Origin of the sequence: Candidatus Sphingomonas phytovorans, from assembly GCA_029202385.1 — a bacterium.
Lineage (GTDB): Bacteria > Pseudomonadota > Alphaproteobacteria > Sphingomonadales > Sphingomonadaceae > Sphingomonas > Sphingomonas phytovorans.
The window spans coordinates 2,922,693-2,941,423 of the sequence record CP119314.1; the positions used below are offsets into that span (position 1 = coordinate 2,922,693).

Genomic DNA, 18,731 nt, shown 5'->3' on the forward strand with positions numbered 1-18,731 from the left:
CCGCTCAGCAAGAGTCGAAAGCGGCTGGTACGCGGCACGGTGGCTCCCGGAACGAATCCGGGGCAACGATTCAAGCCGGATGGATCGTGTCAAGGATTAGGTCCCTCGCTGGATGCCCTCCCGCGACTGGCCCTCTCACCCAGCCTCGCACCATAGTGTCAGGCTCAGGCACATTCGAACGCCAGGTATGATTGCGTCGACGCGTCCACGCGCATTTCCGGCGATTTTCCCGCCTCTGGTACACGAAATGATCCGACAACCCCGAATCTGTTGCCGCAAGGACACAGATCGCGCGCCGGTTTCACGCTTCTGTCATCGCACCATCATGCCGGCGGGATCACAATTTTCCGCAAGGGGGTGAAAATCAGGGCAATAAATTTGGAGACGATGCATGAAATTCCGTAGCAAAGCCCGCTTCGCCGTGTCCGCCTCCACCTTCGCCATCGCTCTTCAGGCAATGCCGGCCCTGGCGCAGACGCCGCCACCGACATCCCCACTCTCGCAACCGGCCACCCAGGCCGCGCCCGCCAATGTCGCGGACATCATCGTCACCGCCCGCAAGCGCCCGGAGACGCTGCAGAACGTCCCGATCGTCGTCACCACGGTCAATCGCCAGCTCATCCAGGACACTGGCGTGAAGGACATCAAGGATCTCGCGCTGCTCGCGCCGGGCCTGCTGGTGACCTCGACGACCAGCGAATCCTCCACCACCGCGCGCATCCGCGGCATCGGCACGGTCGGCGACAATCCCGGGCTCGAATCCTCGGTCGGCGTCGTGATCGACGGTGTCTATCGCTCGCGCAACGGCGTCGGCTTCGGCGATCTCGGCAATATCGACCGGATCGAGGTGCTGAAGGGCCCGCAGGGAACCCTGTTCGGCAAGTCGGCGACCGCCGGCGTGATCAACATCCTGACCGCCGAGCCGCAATTCACCCTGGGCGGCAATGCCGAATTCACCGTCGGCAATTATGGCGCGATCGGCGGGTCGGTTGAGGCGACCGGGCCGCTGATCGACGACAAGCTGGCCGTGAGCCTCTATTTCGCCGATCATTCCCGCGACGGCTTTTTCCATGTGAACACCGGGCCCGGCCCGCGCACCGACACGCGGGACAACAACCAGAATTACTACACCCTGCGCGGCCAGTTGCTCGCCAAGCCGACCGACACGCTGACCTTGCGCCTGATCGGCGACGTGTCGTCCCGCGACGAACATTGCTGCATGGCGGTGATCACCCGCGCCAGCGCCGGCAATTTCGCCAACAATCTCGTCGCAGCGCTCGGCGGCAATGATGGCGACCCGAGCAACCCCTATGCCCGCAACGCCTATGCCAACCGCCCCGATCTCCAGCATGTCGTCGACAAGGGCGTCTCGCTCCAGGCCGACTGGGATGTCGGCCCCGGCACGCTGACCTCGATCACCGCCTATCGCAACTGGAAGACGGTCGGCGGGTTCGACGCGGATTTCTCGACCGCCGATATCGATTACCTGCCCTCGGACAACAGCAACTCGTCGCAGTTCCGCACCTTCAGCCAGGAACTGCGCTACGCGGGCACCACCGGCAAGCTCGACTATCTGATCGGCGGCTTCTTCTCGAACGAGAAGCTGCGGCAGAACACCAGCATCCTCGTGGGCAGCCAGTTCACGCCCTATCTCGGCCTGCTCTTCTCGTCGCTGGTCGAGGGCACGCCGGACCCGAACTTCCTTCAGACCGGCCTGACCTTCCCCTATGTTGGCGGGGTCAATTACGCGGCGAATACCGGCTCGGTCGATCGCTATCGCCAGACCGACAAGACCTATGCGATCTTTACCGACAACACGCTGCACATCACCGACAAGCTCGCCTTCCAGGGAGGCGTCCGTTTCAATATCGACGACAAGACGCTCAACCAGAACAGCAGCAATATCGGTGGCGGCGCCGGGTGCGCATCGGCGAACGCGGCGTTCGCCATTCTCAATGCGGCGAATCCGGCGGCGGCGGCGCAGCTTGCCGCGGTCAACAATACGATGTGCCTCCCCTTCCTCAGCCCCGGCTACAACAATTTCACCAACCACCAGTCCGAAAGCGAGAATGTGTTCTCGGGCACGGCGAAGCTCTCTTATCGCTTCAGCCCGAGCCTGCTGGTCTATGCCTCCTACGCCCGCGGCTACAAGGCCGGCGGCTTCAACCTTGACCGGGTCCAGTGCGTCATCGGCACCGCCGGCTGCGCGCCGGGCAGCGCGGCGGCGCTCACGCCGATCCTCGACACCTCGTTCGCCGGCGAATTCAACAATTCGTTCGAGCTTGGCGAAAAGGCGACCTTGTTCGACCGCAAGCTGCTGCTGAACGCGACCCTGTTCTACCAGAAATATTCGAATTTCCAGCTCAACACCTTCAACGGGCTGGTCTTCGTGGTGGATTCGATCCCGAGCGTGGTCAGCAAGGGAATCGACGCCGATTTCGTGTGGTTCGCCACGCCGAAGCTCAGCTTCCAGGGCGGTCTGACCATCGCCGACACGCGTTACGACCTGACCGCATCGCAGCTCGCCGACCTGGCCGCCAAGACCGGCTTCCTGGGCGGCCAGCACTCGCGCCTGTCACTGGCGCCGCTCTATTCGGCCTCGCTGTCCGGCACCTACACCCACGACATTTCCGACAACTACAAGGCCCGGTTCAACATGGGCCTGAAATATTCGTCCTCCTACAATACCGGCTCGGATCTCGATCCGGGCAAGGTCCAGAAGGGCTATGTCGTCTCCAACGCCCGTATCGGCTTCGGTCCCAGCAACGATCGCTGGAGCATCGAGGCCTGGGCGGAAAACCTGTTCGACACCAACTACAAGCAGGTGGCGTTCAATTCCGGCTTCCAGAACGTGCCGACCAACGCGACCGGCGTGCTCGACGCCTTTCTCGGCGCGCCGCGCACCTTCGGCGGTACGCTTCGGGTGAAATATTGATCGACGCCTCAGCACGAGGCGACAACAGATACCTGGAGTCATTCCCGATCAACTTCGGCCGTCACGCCGGACTTGTTCCGGCATCCACCGTTCCGCAAGCTTATCGGCCCCTGGGTCGCGGCACGGTGGCCCCCGGGACAAGCCCGGGGTGACGGCGGATGCGACCTCATCGAGTTCGACTCTACCGGAGAGCCCGGGCCTCCCGCATCGCCCATAGCGTGAGGCCCACACCGATGATCGCCGGCACGGTCACCGCGGGAAAGTCCCGCGCGATGGCCGATGCCCCGCAAATACCGACCGCCACTTCCCACAGATGGAACAGCGCATGCCCGGCGAGCCAGAATGTCGCCGCGCCCCACAGGGGAACACGCATCGCCGGCCGCGCTGCGCCCCAGATATAGGCAGCGCCGACCAGCACGAAGATCAGCCCGATGTCGCGGATGAAATGCTGGTTGAACGGGCCGGTGGTGGTGACGCCGGGTACGGCGACATACCAGTCGCCCGGAACGGCAAGCATGATCAGGCCATTGGCGACCGCGCCAAGGCCGAGGATCGCGGCGAGAACGGGAACGATGTTCCGCATGTCATGATACTCCCGGAGAGGTGACATCCGCCTGGCCGAAGGCGAGCGCGACATGGGCCAGCTTGTCGGGGTTGCGCATGATGTAGATCGCCGCGATCCGCCCGTCGCGGATCTCGAGCGCCGTGGTCTGCAGCAACTGCCCGCGATCGATGCTGACATAGCCGGGCAGCCCGTCGATCGAGACCGGCTTCAGCATGACCGGCCGATAGGCATGCTTGCGCGCCAGCCCGGCGAACATGCGCAGCACCTTGGCGACGCCCAGGATGGGATTGCGGAAGGCAAGCACCCGCCCGCCGCCGTCGGAATAGACCGCCACATCCTCCGCCAGCATCGTCCGCAACGCCGCGACATCGCCGTCGCGCGCCGCCGCGAAGAAGGCGCGCGCAATGCGGTCGGCCTCCGCCTGCCCGACCGGATAGCGCGGCCGCGCCGTCTGGACATGCTTGCGCGCACGCACCGCCATCTGGCGCACGGCGGCCGCATCACGGTCAAGCGTGCCCGCCACCTCGCTCAGCGCGACGCCGAACACGTCGTGCAGCAGGAAGGCAGCGCGCTCCAGGGGCGAAAGCCGTTCGAGCGCGAGCATCAGGGTCAGGGTCAGATCGTCGGCCTGCTCGTCCTCGGTCGATCCGACCAGCGGTTCGGGCAGCCAGGCGCCGTAATAGGTCTCGCGCCGCGCCCGCGCCGAACGCATCTGGTCGAGGCACAGCCGCGTGACGATCCGGGTCAGATAGGCGGCGGGCACGTCGACCGATTCCTCGACCCGCGACCAGCGCAGCCAGGCATCCTGGACGATATCCTCGGCTTCGGAGAGCGAGCCGAGCATGCGATAGGCGAGACGCAGCAACCGCGGCCGCTGCGCCTCGAACAATGCCGATGCCGGGTCAGGCGGCGACACTGGCACGCTCCACCGGATGCGGCGCGCGGAAACCAACCTGAAGCCGGTTCCACACATTGATCGCGCCGATCATCAAGGTGAGCTGGACCTGTTCGGCGTCGCTGAAGCTTGCCTTGACCGGCGCATAGTCCGCGTCCGGCGCCCCGGTCTCGGAAAGGCGGGTCAGTGCCTCGGTCCAGCCAAGCGCCGCACGCTCACGCTCGCTGTACAGCGTCGATTCGCGCCATGCCGGCAGCATGTACAACCGCATCTCGCTCTCGCCCGCCTTGCGCAGGTCGGTCGAATGCATGTGGATGCAGAAGGCGCAGCCGTTGATCTGCGACGCGCGCAGCTTCACGAACTCCTTCACGCTGAACTCGATGCTCGACGATTCGAAGCTTGCCTCAAGCGCCATCATCGCCTTGATCGCCTCGGGTGCGAGAATATGCGGGTTGCGCAAACGTGGGGTCATGGTCTGTCTCCAGGCGTGCACCATGCACGCATGCCGACATGACGGGATAGCCCGAACGAGTGTGACATGGCGTCGCGAATTTTTTGCGCCGCCCTCCGGCCCATCCGTAACCGAACGTGCCGGCTCCGCGAATATCGCAGGGAAGCGCGAGGCCGGGACAGGCGGCGTGCATCTCGTGGACCCGGTGCCGCGTACCTATATCCGTTTCACCGATACGCCTGGAGACGAGGACGATCATGACCCCAGACCGCCGCAGCTTCCTCACCCTGGCCGGCACCGGCGCCGCCGCCTTCGCGCTGTTCGGCTGTCGCGGCAGCGCCTCCGCCGGCCCGCCCGAGACATTCGAGGTGACGCTGACCGACGCACAGTGGAAGGCGAAGCTCTCCCCAGCCGCCTATCGCACCCTGCGCCATGAGGCGACCGAGACGCCCTTCAGCAGCCCGCTCAACAACGAACACCGCGCCGGTATCTTCTCCTGCGCCGGCTGCGCGCTGCCGCTCTATTCGTCGAAGACCAAATTCGACAGCGGCACCGGCTGGCCGAGCTTCTGGGCGCCGCTAAAGGACGCGGTGCGGACCCGCCAGGACCGCTCACTCGGCTTTTCGCGCATTGAGGTACACTGCCGCCGCTGCGGCGGACATCTCGGCCATGTCTTCGATGACGGCCCGAAACCCACCGGCAAGCGCTATTGCATGAACGGCGTGGCGATGACGTTCGCGCCGGGGAAGGCGTGACCTTCTACCTCTCTCCTCAAGGGAGAGGACGAAATATCAGAAGCTGATCTCGTCCGACATGCTGAGCGACGCGAGCGTCATGCGTGCCAGCGGCTGCTGCGTATCGGTGTCGACCGAGTCATTGTCCGCCGCGCGATCCGAATAGATAAAGCCCTTGGTCGGATAGGCGCTGGTGCCGAGGCCGCCATTGGGGCCGTACCACACCTTCACCATGCTCCAGTCGCCGGCTTCCGACACGTCGACCGCGCGGACGTTGCGCTCGATACCGCCGCGGCGCGACCAGTTGGCGTGGGTCAGCAGCACTTCGCGGTCGCTGACGACCTCGCTCACCATCGCGACATGGCCGAGGCGCATCCGGCCCGTCGAGGAGAAAGCGAGGACGGCACCGACCTTCGGCGCATGGCCGCGAGCGTAGTGGCCGGCGGCCTGGCTCCACCAGGTATTGGCGTTGCCGTGGATTTCGATGCCGGAAATGGTGCGGGCATAAGGGGCGCACTGCCAGAACTGCGCCATCGCCGGGGTCGTCGCCATCAGGCTGCACGAAACTACCAGCGCAAAACGCGCTGCAAACGCCCGGAAATTCATGTGGCCCCCTCAGGTCCCGCTAAATTCGTGAGCCTCTCAAAGCAGGTCGCGCCGGGATGGGGAACCCCGGCGACCCGACGAATGGAACCTTTTAGGACGAACCGTGTTTACCGGGCGATGACTGCCTTTCGCCGCACGCTGATTGGCGGGTGCCGGGCAATGCGCCCTCGCCAATTCGCTGCATGACGGCTAGAATCGCCCCATGAAATCTCTCGCCCCGGCCCTGTGCCTGCTCCTGCTCGCCTGTTCGGACCGGAGCGGCACCGGCGGTAATGACGACGTCTTGCTGAACGCAAACGAAACGCCGGTCGCATTGCGCCCCGGGACTCTGCCGGTGCGGATCGGCGAGGGCGGCCCCGCCTTCCTTGCCTGCAACAGCATCGGGCGCGTCACCAACCTGTCGCCCTCGGGCGAGACCTATCTGCCCGTGCACGCGGCGCCCTTCGCCGAAGCCGACGAGGTGATGCGGCTCGACGCGGGGGCACAGCTCCGCGTCTGCACCCGCTCGATCGACCAGCGCTGGATGGGCGTCGTCATAGCCCCGCCCGGAGCCCCGGATACCGATTGCGGCGTATCCGCGCCCGTCGCGTCGCCGCGCGCTTATACGGGCCCGTGCAAGTCGGGCTGGGTATCGAGCGCGTTCATCCGCCTGATCGCGGGTTGAGCGCCTTGGATCAGGTCACGCGAAGACACGAAGCGCTGTAACGGAGGCGGCGCACCAGCCTGCTGCCGGACGAACAGCACGAGCCTGGGATGTCGAAGGAGGATTCGCCGGACCTCTCCTTCGCGCCTTCGCGTGAACCCGACCTTCCTACCCCGACACGACGACTGCCCGACCCACGCCGGCGCTCTCAAGGCGCATGCGGCGCGCCGTCTCGTTCAGCCGCCGCCAAGCTCAGCGCCAGCCGCTCCTCATGCTCAGCCCGCCCGAACGGGAAGCGCGCATAGCAAAGGCCCGCCAGGCCGTAGAACAACAACTCGAGGCACACGAACACGATAGTCAGCCGGTCGATCGTCGCGGCCGGCACCAGCCCCGGCCTGGCCGCGGCCGGGAACGCCGCGAACGCAAGGACCGCTCCGGCCATGAAGATGCCCAGCCCGCCGACCATCTTCTGCACGAAGAAGCCACCGGCAAAGAACACGCCTTCGGATCGCTGCCCGGTACGCGTCTCCGATTCCTCGACCACGTCGGCCAGCATCGCCGAGCCGAGGATGAACGCCCCCACGCTGCACGCCGTGTTGACCATGAAGATCGCCAGCAGGATCGGCAGCATCGCCGGCGAGCCAGGCTCCGGGAACAGCCCGAGCAGCCGCAGGATATAAGGCGAGACGAGCAGGATCGCGCTGACGAACGACAGGATCATGCCGACGCGCGGCTTGTTGGCGCCCTTGGTCAGCATCGGCGCCAGGATGAAGGAGCCAACCGCGCCGAGCAGAAGCGATGCCGACAGCCACTGATAGTCCGTCCCTTCGAACCGCCACACATAGCTGTAGAGATAGTTGGACAGCGCGAAGGAAATACCCTGCGCTGTATAGGCGAAGACGCCCGCCGCCATCAGGATCAGGAACGCCTTGTTCGACACGGTCGCGCGGAACTGGGCGAAATGCGTGGCGAAGCTCGCGGTCGATTTCGGCACCCTGGGCAGGTGCTTGATCTCATGGTGAAGGCCGATCGACGAGACGATGATCGACAGCGCCATGACGATCGCCGCGAACAGCGCCATGCGCGAATAGCCGTCGGCATTCTGCAGGCCGACCGGGTGAGTCGCGTCCGGCACCAGGAACACGGCATAGGCAAGCGACAGCATCGCCAGCCCGCCGCCCCAGCCGAACAGGTAGCGATAAGAGAAAAGCCGGGTGCGCTCGTCATAATCGGAGCTCAACTCAGGCCCGAGCGCCGAGGAGGGAATCTCGAACGCGGACAACGCGATCCGCACCATCAGCGCGCTGCCGAACACGTAGAACAGCGTCGCCGTCTCCGACCAGGCGGGCGGGTTCCACAGCAGCAGCCAGCCGATCGCGACCGGCAGCGCCGAGGCATACATCCAGGGGTGCCGCCGGCCCCAGCGGCTGCGCGTATGATCGGAGAAATAGCCTACCGCCGGGTCGACAAACGCCTCGACCACCAGCGCGCACATGATGGCGATGCCGACGGTGCTGGCCGGCAGGCCGACCACCTGGTTGTAGAACAGCAGCAGGAAGGTCGCGAAGCCATTGTCCTTAACGCCGTACGCGATCGATCCGATCCCGAACGACAACCGGCTGCGCAGGCCGAGCATGCGCGGTGCCGGCGCGGCGATGGTGGCCCCGGCTGGGTTTGAGCTCAAGACGCGAACTGCTCTAGCGCGGCGAACATCGACGGCGCTTCAGCATCCCAGCTATGCCGCGGGCCGATCGTCATGCCGCCGTCGACGGTAATGTGCGTGCCGGTGACGAAGCTGGCGTCGTCGCTCGCCAGATAGGCGACCGCGGCCGCGATGTCCTCGGCCCTTCCGGAGCGCTGCAAGGGCTGGGCATGCGCTGCGATGCCCCGGATCATCCCATTGGCCATGTCTCGTTTGTCGCCCTCTATGCCCAGGGCCGCGGTGAAGATGTTGGTCGTGATGAAGCCCGGGCAGACGGCATTTACCCGGATATTGTGACGGGACAGATCGGCGGCGGCCATGGTCGTCAGATGCAGCACGCCCGCCTTGGCCACCGAATAGGCGGTCGGCGCGGCGCCGGTCTGCAGCGCGGCGATGGAGGCGGTGTTGACGATCGCCCCGCCGCCCCGCGCGATCATCAGCGGCGCGGCATAACGGATGCCCATCGCCACCGACCGCAGCAGCAGCGCCTGGGTGCGGTCCCAGTCCTCGGCCGAAATCTCCCCGATCGGGTCGCGCGATCCGCCCGCGCCGGCATTGTTGAACACCACGTCGAGCCCGCCCGCCGCATCGGCCGCCGCCATCAGCGCGGCGATATCCTCGACCTTCGTCACGTCGGTGCGCCGGAAATGGATTCGCCCGTTGGACGTCGCGGCCACATCCTGCCCGCCAGCCTCGTCGATGTCGCCGATCCACACCTCGGCGCCCTCTTCGACCAGCCGCAATGCCGTCGCGCGGCCTATTCCCGAGGCGCCGCCGGTCACCACGGCGCGCTTGCCTGCAAAACGCATCATCTTCCTGCATCCTCTGTTTTGAGCAGCATAGTATGGGCCTCAGCCCCGTCAATGCAGGCTTTTTGAATTTTGGGTTTGCGAACCGCTTGCGAGACGGCCTGCCCTTCACTACCAACCATCACCCCGGACGTGTTCCGGGCACCACCCCGCGAGCGCTTGCGCCCGTGGAACGGTGGATGACGATGTGGAGAGCGCAGTGGCCCTTGATCCCGAAACCTTCGACGCCCTGATCGACACGGTCCGCCGCTTCGTCAGCGAACGCCTCCGCCCGCTCGAAGGCGCGGTCGAGGAGGCTGACGCGATCCCCGCCGACATCATCCGCGAGATGCGCGAGCTTGGCCTGTTCGGCCTGTCGATCGCCGAGGAATATGGCGGTCTCGGCCTCACCATGAGCGAGGAGGTGCGGGTCGCGATCGAGTTCGGCCGCACCACCCCGGCCTTCCGCTCGACCTTCGGCACCAATGTCGGCATCGGCAGCCAGGGCCTGGTGATGGCCGGCTCGGACGAGCAGAAGGCGCACTGGCTGCCCCGCATCGCCAGCGGTGAGGTCGTCACCAGCTTCGCGCTGACCGAACCCGATGTCGGCAGCGATTCGGGGTCGGTGAAAACCCGCGCGGTCAAGGCCAGGGATGCGAACGGGGTCGACGTCTACCGCCTCACCGGCACCAAGCGCTTCATCACCAACGCCGACAAGGCCGACCTCTTCACCGTGATGGCGCGTACCGGTACGGAAGCCGGGGGCAAGGGCGTCTCCGCTTTCCTCGTCCCGCGCGACCTGCCCGGCCTGTCGATCGGCGAGCCGGAAAAGAAGATGGGCCAGAAAGGTGCCAAGGTCGCCGATGTGATCTTCGACGACGTGCCCGTCCCCGCCGCCAACCGGCTCGGCGCCGAGGGCGAGGGCTTCAAGATCGCGATGCGCGTGCTCGATCGCGGGCGGCTGCATATCGCCGCGGTCTGCGTCGGCGTGGCCGAGCGGCTGATCGCCGACGCGGTCGGCTATGCCAGCGACCGCAAGCAGTTCGGCAAGCCGATCGCCGAGCATCAGCTGATCCAGGGCATGATCGCCGATTCCAAGACCGAGGCCCTCGCCGCCCGCGCGCTGGTGCTTGAGACGGCCGCCGCCAAGGACGCGGGCAAGGACGTGGTGATGGAATCCGCCGCGGCCAAATATTTCGCCAGCGAGATGGTCGGCCGAGTCGCCGATCGCGCCGTGCAGATCTTCGGCGGGGCCGGCTATATCGCCGACTACGGCATCGAACGCCTCTACCGCGACGTGCGCCTGTTCCGCATCTACGAGGGAACCAGCCAGATCCAGCAACTCATCATCGCCCGCGAGACGATCAGGCGCGGGGGATAGCACACCTCCCTCTCCCCTCTGGGGAGAGGGTCGGGGAGAGGGGCAGTGTGTCAGGCGATGCGCGCCGCACTGCCCCTCTCCCGACTTCGCTCCGCTCGTCTGCCCTCTCCCCAGAGGGGAGAGGGCGACAAAAAAGGAGACAGACATGGACACGACCAACCTCTTCCGCCTCGACGGCCGCACCGCGCTCGTCACCGGCGGCTCGCGCGGCATCGGCCGGATGATCGCGGCCGGCTTCATCGCCCAGGGCGCGACCGTCTACATCTCCTCGCGCAAGGCCGATGCCTGTTTCGAGGCAGCGAAGGCGCTGGGGGAGAAGTGCATCCCCCTTCCCCAGGACGTTTCCACCGTCGCCGGCTGCAAGGCGCTCGCCGCGCAGCTCGCCGAACACACCGACAGGCTCGACATCCTGGTCAACAATGCCGGCGCCGCCTGGGGCGAGCCGTTCGAGGACTTCCCGGAAAAAGGCTGGGACAAGGTGATGGACCTCAACGTGAAGTCGCCCTTCTTCCTCACCCAGGCACTCCACCCGGCGCTGAAGGCCGCCGCCAGCCATGAGCGCCCGGCCAAGGTGATCAACATCACCTCGATCGACGGCCAGCGGCTCAATCCATGGGAAACCTATAGCTATCACGCCTCGAAATCGGCGCTGATCTACCTCACCAAGCGCATGGCGGCCCGGCTGATCACCGATTCGATCAACGTCACCTCGATCGCGCCCGGCGCGTTCGCCAGCGAGATGAACAAGGCGGCGCGCGACCATGGCGACGCAATCGCCAAGGGCATCCCGGCGAAGCGGATCGGCGTCGACGAGGACATGGCCGGCGCGGCGATCTACCTCGCGAGCCGCGCGGGCGATTATGTGGTGGGCGATACGATCACGGTAGACGGCGGCCTGGTCAACGCCGCGCTCGGGACATCGATCGACGCCTGAACTCCCTCTCCCTGCGGGAGAGGGAAGGAGGAGCGAAGCGACGGGAGGGTGAGGGGCCCCTGCGAGGTCACCCTCACCACTCGCCGCATTCGCGTCTCGACCCTCTCCCGCTGGGAGAGGGTTAAGAACTACCGCGCGATCCCGCCCGCGGCCAGCACCGCCAGCGTCACCAGCTCGCTCGCCGTGCTGGTCATCGGCGCGATCTGCACCGACTTCTCCATGCCGACCAGCATCGGCCCGATCACCGAATCCCCGCCAAGCTCGCGCAGCAGCTTCGCCGAGATATTAGCCGACTGAAGCCCCGGCATGATCAGCACGTTCGCCGGCCCCGACAGCCGCGCGAACGGATAGTTGGCGAGCTGCTTCGGGTTCAGCGCGACGTCGGGCGCCATCTCGCCTTCATATTCGAAGCCGACCTTGCGCTCGTCGAGCACCTGAACCGCGGCCCGCAGATTCTCCAGCCAGCGCCCCTCGGGATTGCCGAAGGTCGAATAGCTCAGGAACGCGACGCGGGGCTCATGCCCCATGCGCCGCGCGACCAGGGCGGTCTGCTCGGCGATATCGGCGAGCTCCTCGGCGGTGGGCCGTTCGTTGATCGTCGTGTCGGCCATGAACACAGTATGGGTTTGCCCCACCATCAGATGGATGCCGAACGGCGTGCGGCCGACCTCGGGGTCGATCACCTTGCGGACCTCGCGCATGGTATGCGCATAGGTGCGGGTGATGCCGGTGATCATCGCATCGGCCTCGCCGAGCTGGAGCAGCACCGCGCCGAAGATGTTGCGGTCCTGGTTGATCATGCGCTCGACGTCGCGGTGCAGATAGCCACGCCGCTGAAGCCGCTTGTACAGGAAGTCGACCATCTTCGGCACCAGCGGCGAGTTGCGGCTGTTGTGCAGCTCGTAGCTTTCCGGATCGCTGACGCCCAGCGCCTTCAGCCGCTCATACACGTCGTCGCGCCCGACCAGCACCGGCGTGCCGTACCCGCCGTCCTTGAAAGCGATCGCCGCGCGCAGCACGACTTCCTCCTCGCCCTCGGCGAACAGCACCCGCTTGGGATGCGCCCGCGCGCCTTCATAGGCGAGGCTCAGCACCGAAGTGGTCGGGTTCATCCGCGCGCGCAGCGACTGGCGGTAAGCCTCCATGTCGAGGATCGGCTTGGTCGCGACGCCCGAATCCATCGCCGCCCTGGCGACGGCGGCGGGCACGATCTCCATCAGCCGCGGATCGAACGGCGCCGGGATGATATAGTCGGGCCCGAAGGTGTGCCGCACGCCATAGGCGACCGCCACTTCCTCCGGCACCTGCTGACGCGCGAGCGCGGCCAGCGCCTCGGCGGCGGCCACCTTCATTTCGTCGTTGATCGTCGTCGCGCGCACGTCGAGCGCGCCGCGGAAGATGAACGGGAAGCCGAGCACATTGTTGACCTGGTTCGGATAGTCCGACCGGCCGGTGGCGATGATCACGTCGGGCCGCGCGCGCTTTGCCTCGGGCGGCGAGATCTCGGGATCGGGATTGGCCATGGCGAAGACGATCGGCTTTGCCGCCATCTTCATCAGCAGTTCGGCGGGCAGCGCCCCGGCGGCGGACAGGCCCATGAACACGTCGGCGCCGTCCAGCGCCTCGGCCAGGGTGCGCTTGTCGGTCTTCACCGCATGCGCCGACTTCCACTGGTTCATGTCGTCGGTGCGGCCCTGGAAGACAACGCCGGTGCGGTCGCACATCAGCAGCTGGTCGTGCGGCAGGCCCATCGCCTTGATCAGCTCGGCGCAGGCGATCGCGGCGGCGCCGGCGCCGTTCATCACAACCGTCGTCTCCTTGATGTCGCGGCCCGTCAGGTGGAGCGCGTTGATCAGGCCGGCGGCGGCGATGATCGCGGTGCCATGCTGGTCGTCATGGAACACCGGGATGTTCATCCGCTCGCGCAGCGTCTGCTCGATCACGAAGCATTCCGGGGACTTGATGTCCTCCAGGTTGATGCCGCCGAAGCTCGGCTCCATCAGTTCGATCGCATCGATCAACCGGTCGACATCCTCGGTCTTCAACTCGATGTCGATCGCGTCGACATCGGCGAAGCGCTTGAACAGCACCGCCTTGCCTTCCATCACCGGCTTGGAGGCGAGCGCGCCGAGATTGCCCATGCCCAGGATCGCGGTGCCATTGGAGATTACCGCGACCAGATTGCCCTTGGCGGTATAGTCATATGCAGTGGCGGGATCGTCATAGATCGCCTGCACCGGCACGGCGACGCCCGGGGAATAGGCCAGCGCCAGGTCGCGCTGGGTCGCCATCGGCTTGGACGCGATGATCTCGATCTTGCCCGGCCGGCCTTCCGAATGGAACAGCAGCGCCTCGCGTTCGGAAAACTGGACGTTCGATTCCTCGGCCATGCATCTCTCGCTTTCGTCGTCGCCATCACGCGGGCGCGAATCCTATAGGATCAATGCCTTTAGAGGCAAGTTGACCCTACGTCACCCCGGACCCGTTCCGGGGCCAACCCTGCCGCGCATGCTGGTCCACGGCTCTTGCGGCAAGGTGCTGGCCGGGACAACCCTGTCAGTGGCAAAAAGTAACCACCGATACGACGATAGCCATTCCTCCCCTGCCCCCGACGCGGGAAGGCGTGGACGGCACGTGCCGCCCACGCCTTCCCGCTCCGCAAAAGGAAGCTCAGACCAGGTTGATCTCGACCGCGATATTGCCGCGCGTCGCCTTGGAATAAGGGCAATGCTGGTGCGCCCCGTCGACCAGCGCCCGGGCGACATCGCGCTCGACGCCGGGCAGGCTGACATTCAGCCGCGCGCGGAGGAAATAGCCGGTCGAATCATTCGCCAGGTCGACCTCCGCATCAACCGCCAGATCGGCCGGCAGGGCGACCTTCAGTTCGCGAGCCACCAGCCCCATCGCGCCGATGAAGCAGGCCGACCAGCCCGCCGCGAACAGCTGTTCCGGGTTGGTGCCGCCGCCGGACGTGCCGGGCGAGGAAAGCTTGATGTCGAGCCGGCCGTCGCTGCTCTGCGCCGCGCCGTCGCGGCCGCCGGTGGCGTGGGTCTTGGCGGTGTAGAGGATCTTGGTCTCGGACATGCTCTGGCTCCTTCACGATACTAGTCGCATCCGCTTCAATCGGATACGATGTAAATAGACTTGACGAACATCGAGTCAACCCCCTTCCGATTTAATCGTATCCGATCTATATCGGTGAAACGCCCGGCACCTACGCCGCCGTCAAGGAACCGCCATGACCGCCGCCGCTCCCGTCGACCTGTCGACCCTCAGATTATCCGACTTTCTGTGCTTCGCCATCTACTCGGCCAATCTGGCGTTCGGGCGGGCCTACAAGCCGCTGCTCGAGCAGTTCGGCCTCACCTACACGCAATATATCGTGATCGTGGCGCTGTCGGAGGAGGATGGCCAGACCGTCGGTCGCCTGGGCGAGAAGCTGTTTCTCGAATCCAACACGCTCACCCCGATCCTCAAGAAGCTCGAGGCGCTTGGTTATCTGAGCCGCCGACGCGACCTGGCTGACGAACGCCAGGTGCTGCTCAGCCTGACCGCAGCCGGGCGGGATCTGCATGAAAGGAGCCTGTGCGTGAACCTGGTCGAGGCGACCGGCCTCACCGCGGAGGAATTCCCGATCCTGCGAAAGGCGGTCGGCAGGCTGCGCGACAATCTGCTCGACGCCACACACCCCGGCGCGTGACCCCGCCGGGCGGGATCAGAGGCGGGTCGGCGGCGATGGCGGCCGCTCGATCGCGGTCACGGTCAGCTGCTGAACGCAGCCGCCTTGCGCGGTCACTCGCACCCCGCGCAGCTCGACCGTCACGGGCGGCCCGTCTGCCACGCTCACCTTGAGCCGCTGCGCCTGCGCGGGCGTCAGCGTCATCTTGGTCGCAAGGCCGGTCAGCAGCAACGGGATCGCCCGCTCGACATCGGCCGGGTCGCCGCAGGTCTTGCCCATCCCGGAAGCAAGGCCGACCTGCCTGATCCAGCCGTCCGGCAACCGGTAGAGCTTCGCCTCGCCCCGGTCCCCGCTGGTCGAGATGATCGTCCCGCCCGTGGCGGCATCCGGCACCATGTCGTTACGGGTCGGCTTGGCCCAGGGCGCACCGAGCCCGGCGATGGTCGCCTGGACACCCGGTATGGTCTGGTCGAAACTCGGCTTGGGCGGCGGCCCGGCCGGCGCTTCCTGTCGCTCCGGCGCAGACCCGCAGGCCGCCAGCATCAGCATGGCGGCAAGCCCGCCGGTCGGCCGCAAGCTGCTCAATATTCCCTCCGCGTTCGCATCCGCCGCCCGATAGCATGCACGCGCCACCAAAGACGAGCCGCGATCGAAGGGGCTAATATTGATGCGGAATTTTCAAGCGGCGGGGATGTATCTGATTGAACATCTGGCAGTAGGGAGAGGGGCTGCCCGCATGGGCGCCACGACCTGAAGACGCGCCCGATGCCAGCGTTCACGATGCTTTAGTGACAAGGCGGCATTGAGCATCATGTGCGCACGATGTGAGCGATAAATCGGAAGACCTGCGCCCCATTCGTCAGCCTGACGCTGTACAATTGCGTAACATTTCCAGTCGTATTTCGAGGTTCTGAATTCTCGGACCATTGCTGCAGCAGGGTCACTGTTACGCCCTGGCATAGAGGAGGCATCAAATGAAAAACATTCTCGGATTGAGTGCTGCAACTGCCGCACTATGGTCGGTCCCTGCATCCGCCCAGACGCTCTACTTGGTCTGTCTCGGTTCAGGTGCAGGCAACAGGGTTTCAAGCTCGACGGCATATGGTTTCGACAACCATGGCAATTCAGCTTGGGGACAAGTGGTAGGCCAGCGATCAGTTCCGTTCGACGATCAGGTGAATGTCGAGATCAACGACGACGGCACAGGGCGCGTCAGGATGCCGCGCGCTATGCTCCCGCCAGTGCACGGTGGCTCGGGTGGATGGTTCCAGGTCAAAAACGTCAAGCGTTCTGACAGCGAGATAACCGGTACAATTCAAGTGAACGTGATCAACTCGCCAAAACTGCGCCTTGACCGGATCGGCGGCCGGATCAGCATCAATGGTAAGGCAGGCGATTATTCGGGCGAATGCCAACCTTACGACCCCGCCAGCATTCAGCGTAAATTTTAATATTTAGGACAAAGCTGAGATTACAGCGACGGTGGACTTCCCTGACAATATTACCAAATCCAGATGGTCAACACCCGCCCGCTTGCCCCCGCGCACAAAATTAATGCTAGCCTGCCCCTACTGCCCTTCCGGCAACATCATCCCCGGCACATCCGGAATCTGGATCGATATCGGTTTGTTCAGCGACCGCCCGCCCTGCACAACTGCATAGGCCAAGCCACGGCAATTGGCAGGATTGAGGTGTCGCGTCTTGCCATCAAGCTCGAAGGTGCACACGCTGTTATCGGCCCCGGAAACCGTGATCAGCACCCTGGGTCCGGTGGCTTGCGGCATCTCCCAACGGATGCGGCTGGAATATTGCCCGGCGACCGCCCGGCCCGTAGCATCCCGCCCGGCGATGAAGCGCCCCTTCTGCATCACGACCGTGCAGGTTCCGTTGTCCAGGCTCGGTGAGTCGGTACCCTTCGTCACGATGCATTTCACCGGCGCACCGCTCGCATCGACATCGACGGTAAATGCGACTGTTCCCGATGCTTGCTCGCGCAACGCCTGCGTCGGATAGTCGTCCTCGCTGAACCATGAGCCGATATTTCCATCCGGGCGGGGTCTGGATGCGTCCAGTGCGTTGGCAGCGGCTGTGTCCGCTTGCGCGGCAAGTAACAGGATGAACAATATCATGCGTCGAAGCTATCCCGCGGCGCATGAGGGGTCCAGATCAATCTCCGCCCTTTTCCCGACCGGCAGAACGCCATCGCCCATCGCGATCGATGATGTCTTTCGGTCTGCGGTTATCACCTCGCAGATTCACAATAAGGCCGTGCCATTTCCGACCCATTCGCCCCGGCTATCGGCGAACCTTGCAATAGCGATCGATATCAGCCGCGCTCCATTGTTCCTGCGCGGCGAACGGGCACCGTTCCGGAGAACGCTCCTCTACGGGGGGAATGACGGTAACCTTGAAATCGACGTCAGCCGTCGAACAGCTCAGGTGCAGATTGTTTCGCTTGGGTATCGACGACCTGCCGGTCGTCACGCCGGTTCCCACCTCGAGCTTCAGCGCGCCGTCGCGCGCGAAGGTGAGCTTGAACGTGACCGGCTTGTCATACGGCACGAGCCCTAGCGGAATCTGTCGGCCGTCGACTGACAGGGAGACCAGGAAGAAATCGGGGTTCTCCGGATACCATGTGGCGACGACACCGTTGCAACGACATCCGGCCCCGGCGAGATCGAGGTCGTTGAACGCGACCTTCGCTGTCGGATGCCACTGGCTGAGCCCATTGGCCTTGCGGATCATCATCTCGCCGGTGAACTGAGTCGTTGCCTCGGGCACCGCGATATCGTGGCTGGCGAACGTCCCCGCCGGCGTGCGGCATTGCCACGACTGCGCTTCGGCGTTCGAACAGGAACTGGAAAACAACAGGCAGAGAGCGATCAGCGGACCGGTTCGACTGAGGCGCCGGTGCGCCCGGCCGGTCGCGAAGGCCACACTTACGCTCATTCCGGCTCCTCCCGACGGTACGAGGCGCAATAGCCCGTGACAGGTAAAGCTCTCGTGAAGCCCTTTCACCTCGGTCGTGCGATGTGCCTGGTGCCGATTGACCCGGAGAACTCGCGCGAAATGCAGACAGGCGGGCCCCGCTCGTCCCGCCAGTCAGCGCGTCAGCGGCAGATGCGCACCCGATACCCGTACCGCCACTCGGTCCAGCACCGCGGCCCGTACCAGCCATAACCGCCGCGCCAGCGATAAGGCCGGTAGCGGGGCCCGTCCCAGCCGCCACGGTAGCCGTGCCAGCCACGGTCCCAGCCGCGGCCGCCGCCTCGGCCATAATCGCCGCGGCCGCCGTGATCGTGCCAGCCACCGCCACCATGACCACCCCATCGCTGCGCATCGGCGCTGGTACTGATAGTGAGTGAGGCAACCGCCAGCCCGGTTGCGGCAAAGACGTGTGAGATTTTCATCGCCTGGT

19 protein-coding genes are annotated in these 18,731 nt (G+C 65.3%); 7 read left to right on the plus strand and 12 right to left on the minus strand.

Annotated elements, in window-relative coordinates; genetic code table 11:
* Positions 1-391: 391 nt before the first annotated feature.
* The gene (locus P0Y59_13350) at positions 392-2,935 is read left to right on the plus strand and encodes a TonB-dependent receptor (GenBank protein WEJ97948.1); all 2,544 of its coding nucleotides are present in this window, start codon (positions 392-394) and stop codon (positions 2,933-2,935) included.
* A gap of 181 nt (positions 2,936-3,116) precedes the next feature.
* Here P0Y59_13350 and P0Y59_13355 read toward each other — a convergent pair whose 3' ends face one another.
* From P0Y59_13355 to P0Y59_13365, 3 genes are read right to left on the minus strand one after another with little or no spacing between them, the layout of a single operon-like run.
* Complete coding sequence (locus P0Y59_13355; protein WEJ97949.1) at positions 3,117-3,518, minus strand: hypothetical protein; 402 nt, start codon at positions 3,516-3,518, stop codon at positions 3,117-3,119.
* A 1-nt stretch (position 3,519) separates the two neighbouring features.
* Positions 3,520-4,416, minus strand: coding sequence for a sigma-70 family RNA polymerase sigma factor (locus tag P0Y59_13360; GenBank protein WEJ97950.1), 897 nt, complete (start codon positions 4,414-4,416; stop codon positions 3,520-3,522).
* On the minus strand, positions 4,403-4,867 hold the full coding sequence (locus P0Y59_13365) for a carboxymuconolactone decarboxylase family protein (protein ID WEJ97951.1): 465 nt from the start codon (positions 4,865-4,867) through the stop codon (positions 4,403-4,405). Before P0Y59_13365 ends, P0Y59_13360 begins: the two co-directional genes overlap by 14 nt.
* A gap of 236 nt (positions 4,868-5,103) precedes the next feature.
* On the opposite strand from P0Y59_13365, the gene msrB reads away from it, so the two are divergent.
* Positions 5,104-5,601 carry a peptide-methionine (R)-S-oxide reductase MsrB gene (msrB, locus tag P0Y59_13370; GenBank protein ID WEJ97952.1) on the plus strand — a complete coding sequence of 166 codons (498 nt, stop codon included), beginning with the start codon at positions 5,104-5,106 and terminating at the stop codon, positions 5,599-5,601.
* Between the two features lie 36 nt (positions 5,602-5,637).
* Here msrB and P0Y59_13375 read toward each other — a convergent pair whose 3' ends face one another.
* Entirely contained in the window at positions 5,638-6,186 is a 549-nt protein-coding gene (locus P0Y59_13375; GenBank protein ID WEJ97953.1) for a CHAP domain-containing protein, read from the minus strand.
* Between the two features lie 202 nt (positions 6,187-6,388).
* On the opposite strand from P0Y59_13375, the gene P0Y59_13380 reads away from it, so the two are divergent.
* Entirely contained in the window at positions 6,389-6,850 is a 462-nt protein-coding gene (locus P0Y59_13380) for a hypothetical protein (GenBank protein ID WEJ97954.1), read from the plus strand.
* 187 nt (positions 6,851-7,037) lie between these two features.
* On the opposite strand, the gene P0Y59_13385 is transcribed toward P0Y59_13380, so the two are convergent.
* Both P0Y59_13385 and P0Y59_13390 read right to left on the minus strand, forming a co-directional pair.
* The gene (locus P0Y59_13385) at positions 7,038-8,465 is read right to left on the minus strand and encodes an MFS transporter (GenBank protein ID WEK02570.1); all 1,428 of its coding nucleotides are present in this window, start codon (positions 8,463-8,465) and stop codon (positions 7,038-7,040) included.
* 44 nt (positions 8,466-8,509) lie between these two features.
* Positions 8,510-9,340, minus strand: a complete 831-nt coding sequence (locus tag P0Y59_13390) for an SDR family NAD(P)-dependent oxidoreductase (protein ID WEK02571.1) — start codon at positions 9,338-9,340, stop codon at positions 8,510-8,512.
* 199 nt (positions 9,341-9,539) lie between these two features.
* Here P0Y59_13390 and P0Y59_13395 point away from each other — a divergent pair, with 199 nt between their 5' ends.
* A complete protein-coding gene (locus tag P0Y59_13395; protein ID WEJ97955.1) occupies positions 9,540-10,700 on the plus strand; it encodes an acyl-CoA dehydrogenase family protein in 1,161 nt (386 codons plus the stop codon).
* 145 nt (positions 10,701-10,845) lie between these two features.
* Entirely contained in the window at positions 10,846-11,634 is a 789-nt protein-coding gene (locus P0Y59_13400) for an SDR family oxidoreductase (GenBank protein ID WEJ97956.1), read from the plus strand.
* Between the two features lie 128 nt (positions 11,635-11,762).
* Here P0Y59_13400 and P0Y59_13405 read toward each other — a convergent pair whose 3' ends face one another.
* Both P0Y59_13405 and P0Y59_13410 read right to left on the minus strand, forming a co-directional pair.
* The gene (locus P0Y59_13405; protein WEJ97957.1) at positions 11,763-14,024 is read right to left on the minus strand and encodes an NADP-dependent malic enzyme; all 2,262 of its coding nucleotides are present in this window, start codon (positions 14,022-14,024) and stop codon (positions 11,763-11,765) included.
* 280 nt (positions 14,025-14,304) lie between these two features.
* Entirely contained in the window at positions 14,305-14,718 is a 414-nt protein-coding gene (locus tag P0Y59_13410) for an organic hydroperoxide resistance protein (protein WEJ97958.1), read from the minus strand.
* Between the two features lie 154 nt (positions 14,719-14,872).
* On the opposite strand from P0Y59_13410, the gene P0Y59_13415 reads away from it, so the two are divergent.
* Positions 14,873-15,334 carry a MarR family transcriptional regulator gene (locus P0Y59_13415; GenBank protein WEJ97959.1) on the plus strand — a complete coding sequence of 154 codons (462 nt, stop codon included), beginning with the start codon at positions 14,873-14,875 and terminating at the stop codon, positions 15,332-15,334.
* 15 nt (positions 15,335-15,349) lie between these two features.
* On the opposite strand, the gene P0Y59_13420 is transcribed toward P0Y59_13415, so the two are convergent.
* A complete protein-coding gene (locus P0Y59_13420) occupies positions 15,350-15,898 on the minus strand; it encodes a hypothetical protein (protein WEJ97960.1) in 549 nt (182 codons plus the stop codon).
* Between the two features lie 389 nt (positions 15,899-16,287).
* Here P0Y59_13420 and P0Y59_13425 point away from each other — a divergent pair, with 389 nt between their 5' ends.
* A complete protein-coding gene (locus P0Y59_13425; protein WEJ97961.1) occupies positions 16,288-16,764 on the plus strand; it encodes a hypothetical protein in 477 nt (158 codons plus the stop codon).
* A gap of 117 nt (positions 16,765-16,881) precedes the next feature.
* Here P0Y59_13425 and P0Y59_13430 read toward each other — a convergent pair whose 3' ends face one another.
* From P0Y59_13430 to P0Y59_13440, 3 genes are all read right to left on the minus strand, one after another.
* Positions 16,882-17,442, minus strand: coding sequence for an energy transducer TonB (locus tag P0Y59_13430; GenBank protein ID WEJ97962.1), 561 nt, complete (start codon positions 17,440-17,442; stop codon positions 16,882-16,884).
* Positions 17,443-17,608: 166 nt separating this feature from the next.
* Positions 17,609-18,262: a hypothetical protein gene (locus P0Y59_13435; GenBank protein WEJ97963.1), complete on the minus strand. Its 654-nt coding sequence runs from the start codon at positions 18,260-18,262 to the stop codon at positions 17,609-17,611.
* A 161-nt stretch (positions 18,263-18,423) separates the two neighbouring features.
* Entirely contained in the window at positions 18,424-18,723 is a 300-nt protein-coding gene (locus tag P0Y59_13440) for a hypothetical protein (protein WEJ97964.1), read from the minus strand.
* Positions 18,724-18,731: the final 8 nt, after the last annotated feature.